This is a genomic window from Ilumatobacter sp., assembly GCF_046290335.1.
Lineage (GTDB): Bacteria > Actinomycetota > Acidimicrobiia > Acidimicrobiales > Ilumatobacteraceae > Ilumatobacter_A.
In genome coordinates, this window is sequence record NZ_JBKAGH010000005.1 from 264,869 (window position 1) to 280,905 (window position 16,037).

The following is a 16,037-nucleotide window of genomic DNA, read 5'->3' on the forward strand; positions in this document are numbered from 1 at the left end:
CCGATACGCCTCGCTCAGCGCCAGATGTCCATCACGCTGGCGACGAGCGAGTGGGCGTCGAGCAGGTCGATGTTGCACGCAACCGCGACCGCGAGGTCATCTGCGGGGCGCACCGCCAACGACGACGAGTAGCCGATCCACGAGCCGGCGTGCGTGAGCAGTTCGCCGTCCTCTTCCAGGCCGATGCCGAATGCATACGCCGAGCCGCCGTCCGCAACCGGACCGGGCTGCAGCATCAGTGCTCGCCACTGCGACGAACCGATGCCACCGTCCGCCTCGATGGCGTCGGGGAGGAACAGTTCGGCCCACGTGAGCAGGTCGTCGACGGTTGCGTGCACCGCGCCATCGCCGGTCTGTCGCCACGACGACCCGATCGCCTGCCAGTCTCCCGAGTCACTCTCGTCTCCGTAGCCCTGTGCTTGCCCCTCGAGCAGTTCGCCTTGGTCGTCTCGCACCACCGAGTCGGACATGCCAAGCGGCTCGAAGATCCGGTCGGCGCTGAACTCGACGAGCGACTGCCCGCTGACCCGATCGACGATCTCCGCCATCAGCACGTAGTTGGTGTTGGAGTACTCGAATGCCGCACCCGGTTCGAAGTTCAGAGCGACCCCGTCGCCGGAGATCGTGGCGAGAGCATCGGCGTTGGTGGTGACCTCGTCGTCGTCCGCATCGAGGAGCGCGGTGTAGTCCGGTAGACCGCTCGTGTGATGAATCAGGTCGGCAACGGTGACGACCTGGTCGAACGGCCCGATCTCGTCGACGAGCGAGGTGACGTCGTCGTCGAGCGACAGGTCGCCGTCGAGAACTGCAAGCGCGATGGCCCCGGCGGTGAGCTGCTTCGACACCGACCCGATGTCGAAGATCGAGTCGGGTTCCAGCGCGATCCCCGCGTCGATGTCGGCCATCCCGAATGCGTCGACGAAGCGCTCCCCCGCTCGCAGGACGCCGACAGCACACCCGGGTGACGTCGACCCGAATTCCTCGAACACTGCCGCCGTCGCTGCTGCGACCTCCGTGCCGTCGAACGGACTCCCCTGGTCGTCGCCGGTGTCATCGCCGAGCTCGATCTCCGGCTCGTCCGCGCCGGTGTCCTCCGGCTCGTCCGCGCCGGTGTCCTCCGGCTCGTCCGCGCCGGTGTCCTCCGGCTCGTCCTCGTTCGCCTCGTCCTCTGCAAACTCGTCGTCCTCGCCGGCATCGGTGTCTTCGTCGGCGTCGTCGGACTCGGCCTCATCGGCAGGGCCATCCGCACCCGCGTCGATCTCTGGGTCGATGTCCGCGTCGGCGTCGGCACCCAACGTGTCGACGTCGGACGCGTCGTCGGACGCGCAACCAGCGAGTGCGAGCGCCGTGAGGGTGAGGGAGGCGACGAGGCGGCGGCAGGTGTGCATCGGACCGAGCGTAGAGGCCGCGGTGCGCCCGAACCCACCAGCGCCACGCGGCTCGGCGACTCCGCCGCCCGTTGCGCTTGACACGTGGTCGGATCGGTGGTCCGATCAGCGCCATGACGCGCCTCGGCTATCAGATTCCCAACTTCACCTACCCGGGCGTCGGACCCGACCGCCTGTTCGACGTGGTGGCCCAGCAGGCTCGCGAAGCCGACCGTTCGGGCTTCGACACCGTGCTGGTGATGGACCACTTCTACCAACTCCCGATGCTCGGCAACCCGGACGACTTCATGCTCGAGTGCTACTCGCTGCTGTCCGCGCTCGCCCGGGAGACGTCGAACGTCAAGCTGTCGTCCCTGGTCACGGGCAACACCTACCGCAACCCGGCGGTGTTGGCGAAGACCGTCACGACGCTCGACATCGTCTCGAACGGGCGAGCGCAACTCGGGATCGGCGCCGGCTGGTTCGAGCTGGAGCACGATGCGTTCGGTATCGAGTTCGGCACCTTCACCGACCGGTTCGAAAAGCTCGAGGAAGCACTCCAGATCATCATCTCGATGCTGCGCGGCGAACGCGCATCGCTCGACGGCTCGTGGTACACCGCACGCGATGCGATGAACGAGCCGCCGCCCGTGTCGCGAATCCCCGTGATGATCGGCGGCGGCGGCGAGCGCAAGACGCTGCGGATGGTCGCCCAGTACGCCGACGAGTCGAACATCATCTGCCCCGACGACCAGATCGATCGCAAGCTCGAAGCGCTGGCCGCCCACTGCGAGGCTCTCGGACGCGACCGGTCGGAGATCACGGTCAGCAAGCAGAAGTCCGCCTGCATCGCGCCGACCAGGGAGCAGGCCGAAGAAGAGCTGCTCGCCTACTTCGACCGACGCGGCCTCGCGCTGCGCGACGCGTCGGACGAGGAGCGGGCGCCGTGGTTCGCGAACTTCGCGTGGGGCGATCCCGACACCGTCGGCGAGACCTACGCCTCGCTGCTGCGTCCCGGCCTCGACGGTTTCACGATCAACATGCCCGCCAACGGCCACCTCGAAGGCCGCGTCGAGCTCCTCGGACAGACCCTGACGCCGATCATCGGCTGACCGAACCGACCATCAGAGTCCGTCGCTCGCGAACCGATCCGTCGGTCAGGCCGGATCGGTTCGGTAGAGCATGCGTTCGTAGTCGTCCAGCATTCGTTCGACGGCGAAGGACTCCCACGTCGACTCGATGCTGGACCGCATCATCGACTCCCAACGCTCCGAATCGTTCTCGTACGTGGGCAGCACCTCGTCGAGCAGCACGCGGTAGAGCGCATCGCGGTCGTGCGCATCGAGTTCGGCGACATCGTCCGACTCGAAACCGTCGCCGATCTGCCAGCCGTTGACGCCGTGTTCGCACGCCTCCGGCCACCAGCCGTCGAGAATCGAGCAGTTGAGTACACCGTTCATCGCCGCCTTCATCCCACTGGTGCCGCTCGCCTCCTGGGGCCGTCGCGGGTTGTTGAGCCACACGTCGGACCCACGGGTCAGCATCCGGCCGATCTCCATCCCGTAGTTCTCGAGGAACACGACGCCTGCCGGGTAGTTGCGCATCATCGTCACGAGGTTGGCGACGATGTCCTTGCCGGTGTCGTCGAGGGGGTGCGCCTTGCCGGAGAAGACGATCTGGATGCGACCGTCGCGCAAGTACGGCTCGATGCGCTCGAGGTCGGAGAAGATCAAGTCGCTGCGCTTGTACGGCGCTGCTCGCCTGCTGAAACCGATCAGCAACCGATCCTGTCGCAGCGTCACACCGGCTCGGGTCTCGACGAATGCGAGCAGCTCGGCCTTGATCTCGTCGTGGACGGGCCGGAGCGGGCGCTCGTTCCGCCACGCGTCGACGATGCGGTCATCGACCCACGTGGGACGGTGGATGCAGTTCGTGATGCCGACGATCTGGCTTCGGCCTTCCACGTGGCCCCACATCTGGTTCGCCGTCTCGGCGTGGAGTTGGGCCACCGCGTTCGACTTGCGGGCGAGGCGCAGCGCCGCGACGGTCATGTTGAACGGATCGCCGCCGATGCCGATCATCTGATCCCGGCTCAGCCCGTGGAACGCCCCGACGTATTCCATCGTGTCGAGGTCGTGGCTCTCGTTGCCCTGGATCACCGGCGTGTGGGTCGTGAACACCACCTCGTCGCGGGTGGTGCGGCGTGCCTCGTCGAAGCTGGCTCCGGCCGCACGCCGCTCGGCGATCAGCTCGAGCGCAGCGAGGACGGCGTGCCCCTCGTTGAAGTGGTAGACGTCGACGTCGACGCCGAGGGCACGCAACGCCCGCACACCACCGATGCCGAGCACGATCTCCTGCGCCAGCCGCTCCTCGGCGAACCACCCGTAGAGCTGGCCGCAGATCCACCGGTCGGCATCTGCGTTGCCGTCGACGTCCGTGTCGAGCAGGTACAGCGTCGAGTTGCCGTACGCCTCGGTACGCCACACCTTGACCAGCACCGGCCGCTCGCGAATCGTCACGGTGACGGTGACGCCGGTGTCGACGAGGTCATACGTACGAGTCGTGTAGCTGTCGTAGGGACGACCGTCGTCGTTCACGTACTGGTCGGTGTAGCCCTGCTTCCACTTGATGCCGATCCCGATGATCGGTCGGCCGGTGTCGTGGGCGCCCTTCAGATAGTCGCCGGCCAGAATGCCGAGGCCGCCGGCGTACAGCTTGAGGTCGTCGTGCAGCCCGTATTCCATGCAGAAGTAGGCAACGCGCAGGTCTCGGTCTGACATCGCAGCTCCCGTGTTCGTCCTGAGTGTTCGAGGGGTGAGGTGCCTCACTCTACGACGATCGACTCCAGCCGGGGGCGGCGATGTCGGGTCTGGATTGCTCTCCTCGCCCGCTCGAGCGAGCAGCGGTCGGGCGCGGCGTCAGTCGAGGAGCGCGAGTTCTTCGGTGAGATATTCGTCGCGGCACTTGGCTCGCTGAAGCTTGCCGCTGCTGGTCTTGGGGAGCGTTCCCGGGTTGACCAGCATCACGTCACGCGGCGGCAATCCGCACACTTCGAGTGTGCGTTCGTGGATCACGTGGCGGATCGCGTCGAGGTCGCCGGACGTGTCGGTCAACCGCACCTCGGCGACGACGACGACCGACTCCTTGCCCTTGTAGCCCTCCATGCCGAACGCGATCACGTTGCCAGCACGCACACCGTCGAGCGTTCCGACGGATCGCTCGATGTCTTCGGGGAAGACGTTGCGTCCGCCCACGATGATGACGTCCTTGATGCGGCCACACATCACCAGTTGGCCGTCCAGAAGGTACGCGAGGTCGCCCGTGCAGAGCCAGTCGTCTTTGAACAATGCAGCGGTCGCGTCGGGACGCTTGTAATAGCCGGGCGTCACCGACGTACCGCGCAAGAGCAGTTCGCCGACGTGACGCTCGGGGACCTCTTCGTACGTGTCGGGGTCGACGACTTTCATCTCGAGGCCGGGCACCGCGGTGCCGAGCAGCGGGAGCCGGCGAGCGCGCACGGCGAGGTCGTCGGGATCATCGATCTCGATCGGCTTGGCGACCCGCTGGGTTTCCAGGACTTGACGGTCGACGGTGTCGGTCTGCAACCCGGCGCCACGCCGTGGGAACGATCCCGCGATGGCGACCTCGGCCATGCCGAACGCGGGGAACACACCGCCGGCCTGGAATCCGAATCGTGATGCCTCCGCGACGAACGCGTCGACGGCCTTCGGGTCGACCGGTTCGGCACCGGAGAGCGCGAGCGTGAGGCTGGACAGGTCGAGGTCCTCCATGCGCTTGAGCGCGCGCGTGGCGAGTACCCACGAGAAGTTCGGGCCGGCGGTGGCGGTGCCGCCGTAGTCGGAGATCCAGTTCATCCAGTTGCCGGGATGTCCGAGGAAATCCTGGGGCGCGGCCTGGACCAGATCGACACCCTTCGTCATCGGGAGCGCAAGGAATCCGACGAGCCCCATGTCGTGATAGAGCGGCAGCCACGACACCATCACTTCGCCGGTGCCGAGGACCGCGGCTTCGCAGGCGGCGTCGAGGTTGGCCGACAGGACCCGGTCGGGAATCATCACGCCCTTCGGCTCACTGGTCGAGCCGCTGGTGTACTGCAAGATGACGAGGCGCTCGGGGTCGTGAGCGGGGAGTTCCAGGCGATCGCCGCTCGGGACGTTCGGCGAGCCGGGCATCACCGACCGCATCGGCGCGATCGGCGGATCGCCATCGACCGCTTGGTAGAAGTCGGCGAGCATGTCGTCGATCAGGACGAGCTTGGCGTCGCCGTGGCGGATCCGGGCGCGGGTGGATTCGACGAACACGTCGAGCGATCCCATCCGCATCGGGAGCGGGAGCACCATCGACGCGATGCCGGCCATCCAGCAGCCGCGCACGATCGTGATCAACTCGCGGCTCGTGGGCCCGAGTACTGCAACGTGGTCGCCGGGCAGCAGCCCCTGCGCCTGCAACGCGGCTCCGACGGCTCGGGCCTCGTCGTGGATCTGGTCCCATCCGACATACACGGGGCCGTCATCGCCCATCACCGACTTGCCGACGAAACGCACGCCGGTTCCGTTGTCGGCCGCAGCCTCAAGACGCGAGATGGTCGAATCCACCGAGTTCATCCGCCCAACGCTAGTCACATCCCCGACCCCCTCCGCCACCGACATCAACCTGGTGTCAGACACCAGGTTGACGGATGCGGCAGGGGCATCGGCTCGATGCGCAACTACTGGCTGCCGCCGAGGCGCTCGGGCAGATGATGCGTTCGACCGCCTCGCACTCTGACGTCTGGCGGCTCGCACGCCCAGCAGCAGTACTCGACGTGGATGCCCTGCACCGACATCTGTGTACCTCGGGACTTCTCCAGGATGACCTGGGGTCGGTGGTAGAGATCGCCACCGCCGCAGTCGGGACACGTCGGACGCGGGTCGCGCAGCCAGGTCACCTTGCAGTCGTCGCAGGTGAGTCGGATCTGGCCGTCGTCGCCCGGTTCGCCGCGCAGGGCATCATCGGTGTCGCACGACGGACACACGATCTCGAGCGCCATCGCCCGAACCTATCCGTAACGGTTTGTGTCTGACACAAACCGTTACGCCTCCGACACTCGCCGAGCCGCGGCGGGATGCGAACATTGCGCATGCCGGAATACCGCACTGTCAATGACGTCCAGCTCGGTTCGAACGACTTCTGGATGCAGCCGCTCGACGAACGCGACGCGGCGTTCGCCGCACTCCGCCACGAGACGAAGTCCGGCGACGGCATGTGTTTCCACGAGGAGCTGTCGGTCATCGAGGGCGGTATCAAAGGGCCTGGCTTCTGGTCGGCGGTCACCTACGACGACGTGAAGGAGGTCAACCGCAAGGCCGACCTGTTCTCGTCGGCTGGGGGCATCACGCTCGGCGAGACGGCTCCCGAGACGCTCGAGTTCTTCGGATCGATGATCGTGATGGACAACCCTCGCCACGCGAAGTTCCGTTTGCTCGTCCAGAAGGGGTTCACCCCCAAGACCGTCGCGTCGATCGAGGAATCGGTTCGGGTTCGCGCTCGACAGCTCGTCGAGACGGCCAAGGAGTCCGGCGGATCGTGCGACTTCGTCGAGGCGTTCGCGGCGCCCCTTCCGTTGCAGATCATCTGCGACATGCTCGGCGTACCAGAGGAGGACGAACAGCAGATCTTCGACTGGACCAACATCATCCTGGGAGCCGGCGACCCCGACTTCACGACCGATTTGAACGGTCTGATCATGGGCGCCGCGGGAATGTTCGACTACGCCCAGGCGCTCGGCGAGGCCCGGCTGTCGAAGCCGACCGATGACATCGCGTCGATCCTGATGCACGCAGAAGTCGATGGCCAGCGTCTGACCCCGGCCGAGTTCGGTTCGTTCTTCATCCTCCTCGCCGTGGCGGGCAACGAGACGACCCGCAACGCGATCAGCTGGGGCATGCATCAACTCACCGCACATCCCGACCAGCGCGAACTGCTGCGCGCCAACTTCGACGAGATGGCGTTGACCGCCGCCGACGAGATCGTGCGTTGGTCGTCGCCGGTGATCCACATGCGACGGCTCGCGAACGAAGACGTTCAGATCGGCAACACCAAGGTGGCCGCGGGCGACAAGGTGGTGATGTGGTACTGGTCGGGGAATCGGGACGAGGACTACTACCCCGACGGTCACCGCTTCGACATCACGCGTCCGAACACGAAGGACATGGAGGGCTACGGCGCTGGCGGTCCGCACTTCTGTCTCGGCGCCAATCTGGCTCGCCGGGAGATCCAGGTGATGCTCGACGAGATCTTCACGCAGCTCCCCGACCTCGAGATCACCGGTGAACCCGACCGACTCGTCTCCGGCTTCATCAACGGCATCAAGCGCATGCCCTGCGAATTCTCCGTCTGATCAGCCCCGAGCGCCCGCAGCGCGACCCGTATCGGTTTGTGTCTGACACAAACCGATACGGGCAGGCAGATCGTCAGAGGCAGGCGCGGACGGCGTCGTTGAGGCGGATGGTGCGAGGGTCACCGGCGATGCCGGCGAGCATCTGGTTCATCACGTAGCCGTAGCCGACGCCGGTGTCGGGGTCGGCTTGGCCGAGCGAACCGCCTGCGCCCGCGTGGCCGAACGCGTTGGGGCCGAGCAGCGGCACGAGTTCGTTGTGGAGCATGAATCCCATGCCGAAACGAGTCTCGGCGACCAGCGACAGGTCGGTGCCGTTCACCGCTTCGGCCGAGACGAGTCGCATGGTGTCGTCACCGATGAGACGGGTGCCGTCGACCTCGCCGACGGTCGCCGCGTACATCCGCGCGAGGCTCGCTGCGTTGGTGATCCCGTTCGCCGCCGGCATCTCGGTCGCGTGCACCGCTCGGGTGTTGAACGGGTTGTCACCGGGTCCCAGCGCCATCATCGCGCCGTTCATGGTCAGCGCCTTGAACCCCATCGTCCCCGGCCCCATGACCTGCATCATCAGCATCAACTCCGCCGGGTCGGTCGGCGGCGGCGACGGCTCCAGCGTCGACACGCGAGGCTCCTCCGATTCGGGCAGACCGATCCAGAAGTCGAGACCGAGCGGACCGGCCACTTCGTCGGCGAAGTATCGCCCGAGCGTCCGACCGTCGACACGACGCACGAGTTCGCCCACCAGCCAGCCGTAGGTGAGTGCGTGGTAACCGTGCGCCGTGCCCGGCTCCCACACCGGTGCCTGCGCCGCCAGGGCCTCGACGACCGGACCGACGGCGAGGAGGTCCTCGACCGACAGCACGGCGTCGGTGTACGGCAGGCCGGCCTGGTGGCTCATGATCTGGCGCACCGTGACGTGCTCCTTGCCGGCTGCCGCGAACTCGGGCCAGTGTCGGACGACGGTGTCGTCGTACGAGAGCTTCCCGGCTTCGACGAGACGGGCGACGCAGATGGCGGCGGCACCCTTCGTGGTGGAGAAGACCAGTTGCAGGGTCCGATCGTCCCAGGGGCGACCGGTCGCCTTGTCGGCCACGCCTGCCCACACGTCGACCTTGAGCTCACCGTCCGCGTAGAGCGCGAACCCGGCTCCGAGCTCGGGGAACTCGACGAAGTTCTGTTCGAAGGCGTCTGCGACCGCCTGATATCCGGTGGCGACGTGTCCGTTGATCTCGACCATGATCGAACGCTAGTTGGCCGTCGTCGGCGCCAACGCAGCGATGGCGACAGCGGCGCTGCGAGTCTCGGCTGGCCCACCTGCCGAACTACCGTCCGGGTCGTGGTGCCGACGCCTCTCCGTTCCGCACGGCACGACTGCCATGGGCGGGCGATGTCATGGCCGACGTGACCCCGGCCCACACCGCCGCGGCCGGTCTCCAAGCGACGTCGACTCGGGGTGTCGCCGAGGCCGAGATGCTCGCGCTGATCGGACACCGATTCCCGGGCGGGACCCGCGTGATCGAACACTGGGAGAACTGGCTCCTCACCGACTGCACGGGGCGAGATCAGCTTCCCGACGACCTCGTCCATCCCGTCGCACTCTTCCACGTTCCGATCCAGGGCGTCGGCACATCGATCGCCCAGCTGTTCGCATTGGGACGAGTCGACGGCGCTGGTTCCGTCGGCCTCGACGGCTACGACTGGGAGTACTTCCAACCGCTGCGCGAACAGGTCGAGTATCGATTCACCGGTGCCGTCGTCGACGTGGAACGGTGCGAGGACCACCGCGGGGTCTACGACCGGTTCGTGTTCTCGATCGAACTCGCCCGGCCCGACGGCTCCCTCGCCGCTCGGATCACGAACCACTGGAGGCTCCGGAGATGACGGAGACGACCCGCTCGATCGTCGAGGCTGGCACCGCGGTACCGCCGTGGGTGATGGCCGACGTCGATCCGCAGCGCATGAAGACGATGGCAGCAATCTTGCGCGATCCGTATCCGGTGCATTGGGACCGGGCGTCCGTCGCCACGCTCGGACTCGGCGAACGCGTGATCAACCAGGGCCCGCTCAACCTGTCGTACCTCGCCAACATGTTGATGGCGTGGCAGGGACCGACCTGTATCCGACGACTCCAGGTGTCGTTCGGGTCACCCGTGCTCGATCACGACCACGTGACCGCAACCGGCACGGTGACCGCCGTCGAGATCGTCGACGGCGAACGACGAGCGATCTGCGACGTCCATCTCCGGCGCGACGGCCAGCCCGTCGTGAGCGGAACGGCCGTTGTAGCGTTGCGTTCCGACGAATCGGAGGACCGCTGATGGCCAGGATCGAACTTCCCGACGGTAACGACACCGAGCAGACCCGTATGTGGCAGCTCGCGCCGGAGTTGTACCAGGCGGCGGGCAACTTCACCCGAACGATGTACGCCGGAGCGCTCTCGGTGCGCGAACGCGAGCTCGCCCGAATGCGGATCGCCGAGATCAACGCCTGCCCGATTTGACTGGATACGCGAGCTGCGTCGGGAACGCAGCCCACGGTCACCGAAGCGGAGTACGAGCAGGTCTCGGAATACGCCAGCGTCGCGACGTTCTCCGAACGTGAGCGGCTCGCCATCGAGTTCGCCGAGCGCTTCGCGCTCGCACACACCGACATCGACGACGCCTTCGTCGCGCGCCTGCGCGAGCACTACGCCGACGCCGAGATCGTCGAGTTGAGCGCCACGGTCGGCTTCTGCATGGGAATCGGCCGGATCTACACCGTGCTCGACATCGCGCACGAGTGTCGCCTCGTCCACTGATTCGACGATCAACGGACGCCGATCAACGCACACAGGGTCTGACGCGGCTCGGCGCGTAGGCTTGGCCGCTGCTATGAGCGACGACAGCACCGATTCATCGACGACCGGAACGACCACCGGCACGGCACGTGACGCGGGCGGGTCCGCCGCCGACACCCCGGCGCACCGCTACACCGCGGACCTCGCGCAAGGTCTCGAAGTCGGCTGGCAGGACTGGTGGGACGAACACGGCACGTTCGAGACTCCGAACCCGGCGGGTCCGCTCGGCGACTCCGATGCGATCGCGCATCGCGGCGACAAGCTGTTCGTCCAAGACATGTTCCCGTACCCGTCGGGCGTCGGGTTGCATGTCGGTCACCCGCTCGGCTTCATCGGCACCGATGTGTTCTCACGATACAAGCGCATGACCGGGCACAACGTGCTCTACACGATGGGCTTCGACGCGTTCGGCCTGCCCGCAGAGCAGTTCGCCGTGCAGACCGGTACCCATCCGGCGATCACGACCGACGCGAACATCGCCAACATGCGACGCCAACTGCGCCGCCTCGGACTCAGCCATGACACGCGGCGCTCGATCTCGACGACCGATCCGTCCTACTACCGCTGGACCCAGTGGATCTTCAGCCAGATCTTCAACGCTTGGTACGACACCGAGCTCCAGAAAGCGCGGCCGATCGACGAACTGATCGCCGAATTCGAGTCGGGTCGCCGCCTGACCGATGACGGGCGGGCGTGGAGCGAGCTGACGCCGGTCGAACGCAACGCCATCATCGACGACCAACGGCTCGCCTACGTGAGCGAAGCACCGGTCAACTGGTGTCCGGGCCTCGGCACGGTCGTCGCCAACGAGGAGGTGACCGCCGACGGACGCTCCGACCGCGGCAACTTCCCGGTGTTCAAGCGCAACATGCGCCAGTGGATGATGCGAATCACCACCTACGCCGACCGCTTGATCGACGACCTCGAACTGCTCGACTGGACCGATGCGATCAAGTCGATGCAGCGCAACTGGATCGGTCGCAGCCACGGCGCGAGAGTTCATTTCGCCTCGGCCGTCGGCGACATCACGGTGTTCACCACCCGCCCCGACACGCTGTTCGGCGCCTCGTTCATGGTGCTGTCGCCCGAACATCCCTTCGTGGATCGCCTGGCAGCCCCCGAGTACTCCGAGACCATCGCTGCCTATCGCGAGCAAGCTGCGGCGAAAAAGGATTTCGAGCGCCAAGACGACACACGCGACAAGACCGGCGTGTTCATCGGCGCGTACGCGACCAACCCGATCAACGGCGCCGAGATCCCGATCTGGATCGCCGACTACGTGCTGATGGGCTACGGCACCGGCGCGATCATGGCCGTCCCCTGCGGCGACGAACGCGACTTCGAGTTCGCTCGAACGTTCGACCTGCCGATCCCCGCGATCCAGCGGCCACCGGCGAGCTGGTTCGAACAGCACGGCATCGAGCCGACCCTCGACACGTCGACCTGGCCGTCCGCCTACGTCGGCGACGCCCCGTACGTCCAGTCGTCCGGCACCCCGAGCGGCACCGCGGAGCTCGACCTGAACGGCATCGACAACAAGGCCGAAGGCATCGCGCTCACCAACGCGTGGCTCGAAGCCCACGATGCCGGTGAGGCCACGATCAACTACAAGCTGCGCGACTGGCTGTTCAGCCGCCAGCGCTACTGGGGCGAGCCGTTCCCGATCGTCTACGACGCGGACGGCCGTCCGCACACGGTGCCTGACGAGCTCTTGCCGATCGAGCTGCCCGAAACCGACCAGTTCTCGCCGCGCACGTTCGACGCCGACGACGAGTTCTCCAACCCCGAGAGCCCACTCGACCGGCTCCAGGACTGGGTGAACGTCGAACTCGATCTCGGCGACGGCCGCGGCGTGCAGACCTACCGGCGCGACACCAACGTGATGCCGCAGTGGGCCGGCTCGTGCTGGTACCAGCTGCGCTACATCGACCCCACCTACGAGGAACGCTTCGTCCATCCCGACAACGAGCGGTACTGGATGGGGCCGCGCACCGAGATCCGCCCCGATCATCCGGGTGGTATCGATCTGTATGTCGGCGGCGTCGAGCATGCCGTGCTGCACCTGTTGTACGCGCGCTTCTGGCACAAGATCCTCTTCGACCTGGGCCACGTGTCGTCGATCGAGCCGTACGCCCGCCTGTTCAATCAGGGCTACATCCAGGCCGCAGCGTTCAAGGACGCGCGCGAGATCTACGTCGAGGCGACCGAGGTCGACGGCGACGCCGAGTCGGGCTTCACGTACCACGGCGAGCCCGTGACGCGTGAGTGGGGCAAGATGGGCAAGAGCCTCAAGAACGCCGTCTCCCCCGACGAGATGTACGAGGCCTACGGCGCCGACACCCTGCGTCTGTACGAGATGGCGATGGGTCCGCTCGACGCATCACGCCCGTGGGAGACCCGCGACGTGGTCGGCATGTATCGCTTCTTGCAGCGGCTGTGGCGCAACATGGTCGACGAGCAGACGGGCGGGTGCATCGTCGTCGACTCGCCTGCCGACGACGAGACGCGCAAGCTGTTGCACCGCACGATCGACGTGGTCCGCACCGAGATGGATGCGCTTCGGTTCAACACGGCCATCGCCAAGCTGATCGAGTTGAACAACGCGGTCACCAAGCTCGATGCGATGCCCCGCGAGATCGCCGAGCCGATGGTCGTGATGTTGGCGCCGCTCGTCCCGCACATCGCGGAGGAGTTGTGGACTCGCCTCGGACGCGCCACCGACACCGGTGGCACGATCGCCTACGTCGAGTTCCCGGTGGCGGATCCAGCGCTGCTGGTCGATGACATGATCGAACTCCCGATCCAGATCAACGGCAAGGTCCGCAGCCGCATCGAGGTCGCCGCCGACGCGTCGAAGGACGACATCGAGGCAGCGGCCTTGGCCGATGACAGAGTCCTCGAGGCGTTGGCCGGCGGTGCGCCGAAGAAGCTGATCGTCGTTCCGGGTCGCATGGTGAACGTCGTCGTCTGAGCATCGACCACGGTCGGACACCGGTCGAAGACCACTCGCCGCGCTCGTGCATGCCGGGCGCAGCGGGTGCGGTCGCCTATCCTCCCGAGCAACGGGAGGGGAGCAAGATGGTGAGCAACACCGAAACGACCGCGCCAGACGAGCCGAGCGCACCGCAGAGCGAGAAACAATCCGACGCCGACAAACGACTCGAGATCGTCGCCGCCGTGCTGCTCGGTCTTGCGACGGTTGCGATCGCGTGGGGCGCCTATCAGGCCAACCTGTGGAGCGGCTTGCAGGACAAGGCACTCACCCAGTCGGCGAATCTCACCACCGAGGCGATCGGTGCCTACGGCGAGGCCGACGCGCTGGTGTCGCTCGACCAGACTCTGTTCGTCGAGATCGTGCTGCTCCTCAACGCCGACGACGCCGACGACGCCGACGACGCAGCGCTCGATTCCGTCGACTTCCTGCTGACCAACATGACCGCCGAGGGCGAACAAGCAGTGACCGAGTGGTTCGAGAACGATCTCGATCTGCCGTTCACCGAGGAGTACTACAGCGAGTTCTACGCCGTCGGCGACGATCTCTTCGCGCAGTCCGAGGCGAAGTTCGAGGAGGGGTCACAGAACAACACGAACGGCGACAAGTATGTCCTCGTCGCGACGATTCTCGCCTCCGTCTTGTTCTTCGCCGGTATCTCGACCGTGCTCACCTCGAGCCGCACCCGGACCGTGCTGTTGGCGGGTGGAGCACTGCTGTGGCTGGGCTCGGTGATCTACATCGCGACCCTGCCCGTCACCAGTCTCTGATCGGCGTCTGCGCTCCCGCGGGGACGTTGACGGCTCCGTTGACAGGGGTGCCGACGGGAAACCGACGCGGTCCTCGCTCGGACCGTCACGTCGCCGGCTCAGTTGCCTGAGGCCGACTCCTGCGCCCCGACCTCGAGCGCCTTCGAGCCCATCTGATCGGCTTCGGCTTCGAGGGCCGGGTCGTCGTTGATGGGGATGCCGGCGGGCGACGTCGTCGGCGACACCCGCCCTTGACGCTGCTGGACCACGTGCCACGCTTCGTGTCCCAGGTGCTGTTCCTGCCCGGAGGCGACGTGGATCTCGTTGCCCTGCGCGTAGGCGTGTGCTTGGATCTGCGCCGGCTTCGGTGAGTTGTAGTGCACCTTGACGTCGTCCATCGAGTAGCCGCTCAGGCGCTCGATGCCGGCCTTGAGATGGTCGGGCATCCCGGTGTCGTTTCCCTTGCGCTGGATGACGGCGCTGCGCTGCACACGTCGGATCGGTGGCGCCGCGTCGGACGGGACCGGTCGCGAGGGCATGACCGCGCTGCGTTGCACACGAGATGCGCCCGATGGCGCCGTGAACACGGTGGCGCTGACCGCGGCGGCTGCCGCGTCGAGACCGAGCGGTTGGGTCGCGGGCGCGACGGCCGTGGCGACTTCGGCGACCGGCGCTCCCAGTGCTGGCGCAGGGGTGGGTGCTGGCTGACGGACTCGCTCTGCGCTGTCAGACATCTTCCACCTCCATCCGGACCCTACTCGCATCACACGACCTGCACGCAGACTCGGCTGCGCAGCTCTCCGCACACCTGTCTGCTCGTCTCATCGGCGCGTGACGGCCTGACGTTGAGTTCCCCGTCGATTCGGAGCGTGCGACGTCGCCCTTGACACTTCGTGACCCATCACCTATAATGTACGTACCTTCGGACCAATCAGCGGGGCTCGACAGCGGTCCGGTCGACGCACTGCGATCGTTCGACCTAGCGTTCTCACCTCACGTCCGATCCGTCACGAAAGACACTGAGATGACCACCATCGCCAACCCGTCCAGCGGCTCCATCGCCGAGACCGACACGATCACCGCGTCGCAGGTTCGTCAACTGATGAACGAAGACCCCCAGCTGCGCATCATCGACGTGCGCACCGGCGGCGAGTTCACCGGCGCGCACATCCCCGGCTCCTACAACGTCCCGCTCGACACGCTCGGCGAGCACGCTCGCGACCTCGCCGACCTCGAGCATCCGGTCGTGCTGGTCTGCAAGTCGGGCGCACGCGCCGGACAGGCTCACGGACATCTGACCACGGCCGGCAAGCAGCGGCTCCACATTCTCGAAGGCGGCATGGACGCCTGGGAAGCAGGCGGTGGAGATGTCGTGCGCGGCACGAGCACCAAGTGGGCGATGGATCGCCAGGTGCGTCTCGTCGCCGGCTCGATCTCGCTGATCGGCATCCTCACGAGCATCTTCGTCCCGAAGGCCAAGTGGCTCTCGGGCGGTGTGGCCTTCGGCCTCACGTTCTCGGCACTGACCAACACCTGCGCCATGGGGACGGCGCTCGGAAAGTTGCCGTACAACCGCAGCGACTGTGACATCGACAAGGTGCTCACGGAGTTGCGGGCCAGCGCCTGACCGACCGGGCAGGCGCTTGGTCGGCCGTACCGGGTCGACGACAACTCATGCACGACTCATGAAGGGGAC

General features: G+C 66.4%; 14 protein-coding genes. 8 read left to right on the plus strand and 6 right to left on the minus strand.

All coding sequences use genetic code 11. The annotated features are described in order from the left end of the window. Window positions 1-14: 14 nt before the first annotated feature. Window positions 15-1,388, minus strand: coding sequence for a serine hydrolase (locus ACE37B_RS18930; protein WP_409924894.1), 1,374 nt, complete (start codon window positions 1,386-1,388; stop codon window positions 15-17). 113 nt (window positions 1,389-1,501) lie between these two features. Here ACE37B_RS18930 and ACE37B_RS18935 point away from each other — a divergent pair, with 113 nt between their 5' ends. Further along, window positions 1,502-2,479: an LLM class F420-dependent oxidoreductase gene (locus ACE37B_RS18935; RefSeq protein ID WP_409924895.1), complete on the plus strand. Its 978-nt coding sequence runs from the start codon at window positions 1,502-1,504 to the stop codon at window positions 2,477-2,479. A 45-nt stretch (window positions 2,480-2,524) separates the two neighbouring features. Here ACE37B_RS18935 and glgP read toward each other — a convergent pair whose 3' ends face one another. The 3 genes from glgP to ACE37B_RS18950 all read right to left on the minus strand — a co-directional run bounded on the left by glgP (window position 2,525) and on the right by ACE37B_RS18950 (window position 6,417). Beyond that, the gene (gene glgP / locus ACE37B_RS18940; RefSeq protein ID WP_409924896.1) at window positions 2,525-4,147 is read right to left on the minus strand and encodes an alpha-glucan family phosphorylase; all 1,623 of its coding nucleotides are present in this window, start codon (window positions 4,145-4,147) and stop codon (window positions 2,525-2,527) included. 138 nt (window positions 4,148-4,285) lie between these two features. Next, window positions 4,286-5,992, minus strand: a complete 1,707-nt coding sequence (locus ACE37B_RS18945) for an AMP-binding protein (RefSeq protein ID WP_409924897.1) — start codon at window positions 5,990-5,992, stop codon at window positions 4,286-4,288. Window positions 5,993-6,096: 104 nt separating this feature from the next. Continuing rightward, window positions 6,097-6,417: a hypothetical protein gene (locus ACE37B_RS18950; RefSeq protein WP_409924898.1), complete on the minus strand. Its 321-nt coding sequence runs from the start codon at window positions 6,415-6,417 to the stop codon at window positions 6,097-6,099. A gap of 90 nt (window positions 6,418-6,507) precedes the next feature. Here ACE37B_RS18950 and ACE37B_RS18955 point away from each other — a divergent pair, with 90 nt between their 5' ends. Beyond that, window positions 6,508-7,767, plus strand: a complete 1,260-nt coding sequence (locus ACE37B_RS18955; protein WP_409924899.1) for a cytochrome P450 — start codon at window positions 6,508-6,510, stop codon at window positions 7,765-7,767. Between the two features lie 73 nt (window positions 7,768-7,840). Here ACE37B_RS18955 and ACE37B_RS18960 read toward each other — a convergent pair whose 3' ends face one another. Beyond that, entirely contained in the window at window positions 7,841-9,001 is a 1,161-nt protein-coding gene (locus ACE37B_RS18960; RefSeq protein WP_409924900.1) for a serine hydrolase domain-containing protein, read from the minus strand. 155 nt (window positions 9,002-9,156) lie between these two features. Here ACE37B_RS18960 and ACE37B_RS18965 point away from each other — a divergent pair, with 155 nt between their 5' ends. From ACE37B_RS18965 to ACE37B_RS18985, 5 genes are all read left to right on the plus strand, one after another. Next, window positions 9,157-9,645, plus strand: a complete 489-nt coding sequence (locus ACE37B_RS18965) for a hypothetical protein (RefSeq protein WP_409924901.1) — start codon at window positions 9,157-9,159, stop codon at window positions 9,643-9,645. Continuing rightward, window positions 9,642-10,082, plus strand: coding sequence for a MaoC family dehydratase (locus ACE37B_RS18970; RefSeq protein WP_409924902.1), 441 nt, complete (start codon window positions 9,642-9,644; stop codon window positions 10,080-10,082). The genes ACE37B_RS18965 and ACE37B_RS18970 overlap by 4 nt, the downstream gene beginning before the upstream one ends. After that, window positions 10,082-10,264, plus strand: coding sequence for a hypothetical protein (locus tag ACE37B_RS18975; RefSeq protein ID WP_409924903.1), 183 nt, complete (start codon window positions 10,082-10,084; stop codon window positions 10,262-10,264). Before ACE37B_RS18970 ends, ACE37B_RS18975 begins: the two co-directional genes overlap by 1 nt. A 370-nt stretch (window positions 10,265-10,634) precedes the next feature. Beyond that, window positions 10,635-13,571, plus strand: a complete 2,937-nt coding sequence (gene leuS, locus ACE37B_RS18980; RefSeq protein WP_409924904.1) for a leucine--tRNA ligase — start codon at window positions 10,635-10,637, stop codon at window positions 13,569-13,571. Window positions 13,572-13,681: 110 nt separating this feature from the next. Beyond that, on the plus strand, window positions 13,682-14,362 hold the full coding sequence (locus tag ACE37B_RS18985; protein ID WP_409924905.1) for a hypothetical protein: 681 nt from the start codon (window positions 13,682-13,684) through the stop codon (window positions 14,360-14,362). Between the two features lie 98 nt (window positions 14,363-14,460). Here the strand turns inward: ACE37B_RS18985 and ACE37B_RS18990 are convergent, their stop codons facing one another. Continuing rightward, complete coding sequence (locus tag ACE37B_RS18990; RefSeq protein WP_409924906.1) at window positions 14,461-15,075, minus strand: DUF4157 domain-containing protein; 615 nt, start codon at window positions 15,073-15,075, stop codon at window positions 14,461-14,463. Window positions 15,076-15,365: 290 nt separating this feature from the next. On the opposite strand from ACE37B_RS18990, the gene ACE37B_RS18995 reads away from it, so the two are divergent. Next, on the plus strand, window positions 15,366-15,968 hold the full coding sequence (locus ACE37B_RS18995; protein ID WP_409924907.1) for a rhodanese-like domain-containing protein: 603 nt from the start codon (window positions 15,366-15,368) through the stop codon (window positions 15,966-15,968). The last annotated feature ends 69 nt before the right edge of the window (window positions 15,969-16,037 follow it).

What these genes read in the sequence shown, in the direction of transcription:
- ACE37B_RS18955 (WP_409924899.1), top strand. Translation starts at nt 6,508, where the DNA reads ATGCCGGAATACCGCACTGTCAATGACGTCCAGCTCGGTTCGAACGAC.
- ACE37B_RS18935 (WP_409924895.1), top strand. Translation starts at nt 1,502, where the DNA reads ATGACGCGCCTCGGCTATCAGATTCCCAACTTCACCTACCCGGGCGTC.
- ACE37B_RS18960 (WP_409924900.1), bottom strand. Translation starts at nt 9,001, where the DNA reads ATGGTCGAGATCAACGGACACGTCGCCACCGGATATCAGGCGGTCGCA.
- ACE37B_RS18930 (WP_409924894.1), bottom strand. Translation starts at nt 1,388, where the DNA reads ATGCACACCTGCCGCCGCCTCGTCGCCTCCCTCACCCTCACGGCGCTC.
- ACE37B_RS18975 (WP_409924903.1), top strand. Translation starts at nt 10,082, where the DNA reads ATGGCCAGGATCGAACTTCCCGACGGTAACGACACCGAGCAGACCCGT.
- glgP (WP_409924896.1), bottom strand. Translation starts at nt 4,147, where the DNA reads ATGTCAGACCGAGACCTGCGCGTTGCCTACTTCTGCATGGAATACGGG.
- ACE37B_RS18995 (WP_409924907.1), top strand. Translation starts at nt 15,366, where the DNA reads ATGACCACCATCGCCAACCCGTCCAGCGGCTCCATCGCCGAGACCGAC.
- ACE37B_RS18970 (WP_409924902.1), top strand. Translation starts at nt 9,642, where the DNA reads ATGACGGAGACGACCCGCTCGATCGTCGAGGCTGGCACCGCGGTACCG.
- leuS (WP_409924904.1), top strand. Translation starts at nt 10,635, where the DNA reads ATGAGCGACGACAGCACCGATTCATCGACGACCGGAACGACCACCGGC.
- ACE37B_RS18945 (WP_409924897.1), bottom strand. Translation starts at nt 5,992, where the DNA reads ATGAACTCGGTGGATTCGACCATCTCGCGTCTTGAGGCTGCGGCCGAC.
- ACE37B_RS18990 (WP_409924906.1), bottom strand. Translation starts at nt 15,075, where the DNA reads ATGTCTGACAGCGCAGAGCGAGTCCGTCAGCCAGCACCCACCCCTGCG.
- ACE37B_RS18965 (WP_409924901.1), top strand. Translation starts at nt 9,157, where the DNA reads ATGGCCGACGTGACCCCGGCCCACACCGCCGCGGCCGGTCTCCAAGCG.
- ACE37B_RS18950 (WP_409924898.1), bottom strand. Translation starts at nt 6,417, where the DNA reads ATGGCGCTCGAGATCGTGTGTCCGTCGTGCGACACCGATGATGCCCTG.